We start from the raw sequence: 397 nt of genomic DNA, 5'->3' as shown, positions 1-397 counted from the left end.
AAAGAAGGATTGGCCCATAACGACGTCTCGCAGATCATACTGAGAGAGGATGGTACCCTGTGGGTGGCAACAGAGGGTGGCATCTCGATTATAGACCCTATCAGTCAAACCATCACCAATCTGGGGGAAGCAGAAGGACTCGTACCAGAGGCCGTGTACAGCTTACAGGAAAAAGATAGCACCCTATACATAGGGACTGTAAATGGTCTCCTACTGGTAAATCCTCCCTCTGATATAAACACACCCTGGAGTTTTTTCAACTATAGTACCGCGCAAGGATTCCTATCAAATGACCATAACCGAAGAGCGAGCTTACTCCTGTCTAACGGGCAACTTTGGTTTAGTAGTGGGCCTGTTTGGAAATTGAACATTCTGACAAAAGATCCAGTGATTGACG

The 397-nt window shown here is 46.6% G+C and carries 1 protein-coding gene; it reads left to right on the top strand.

From position 1 onward, the window contains the following. Positions 1 to 397 (top strand): two-component regulator propeller domain-containing protein (locus AAGF08_RS20510; protein ID WP_343513328.1); only part of this gene is annotated, 397 nt, incomplete at both ends.

The sequence above is a fragment of the Algoriphagus sp. SE2 genome (genome assembly GCF_039563885.1).
Classification (GTDB): Bacteria; Bacteroidota; Bacteroidia; order Cytophagales; family Cyclobacteriaceae; genus Algoriphagus.
The sequence above is the reverse complement of the archived record's forward strand: the minus strand, read 5'-3'. Positions and strand labels throughout refer to the sequence as shown.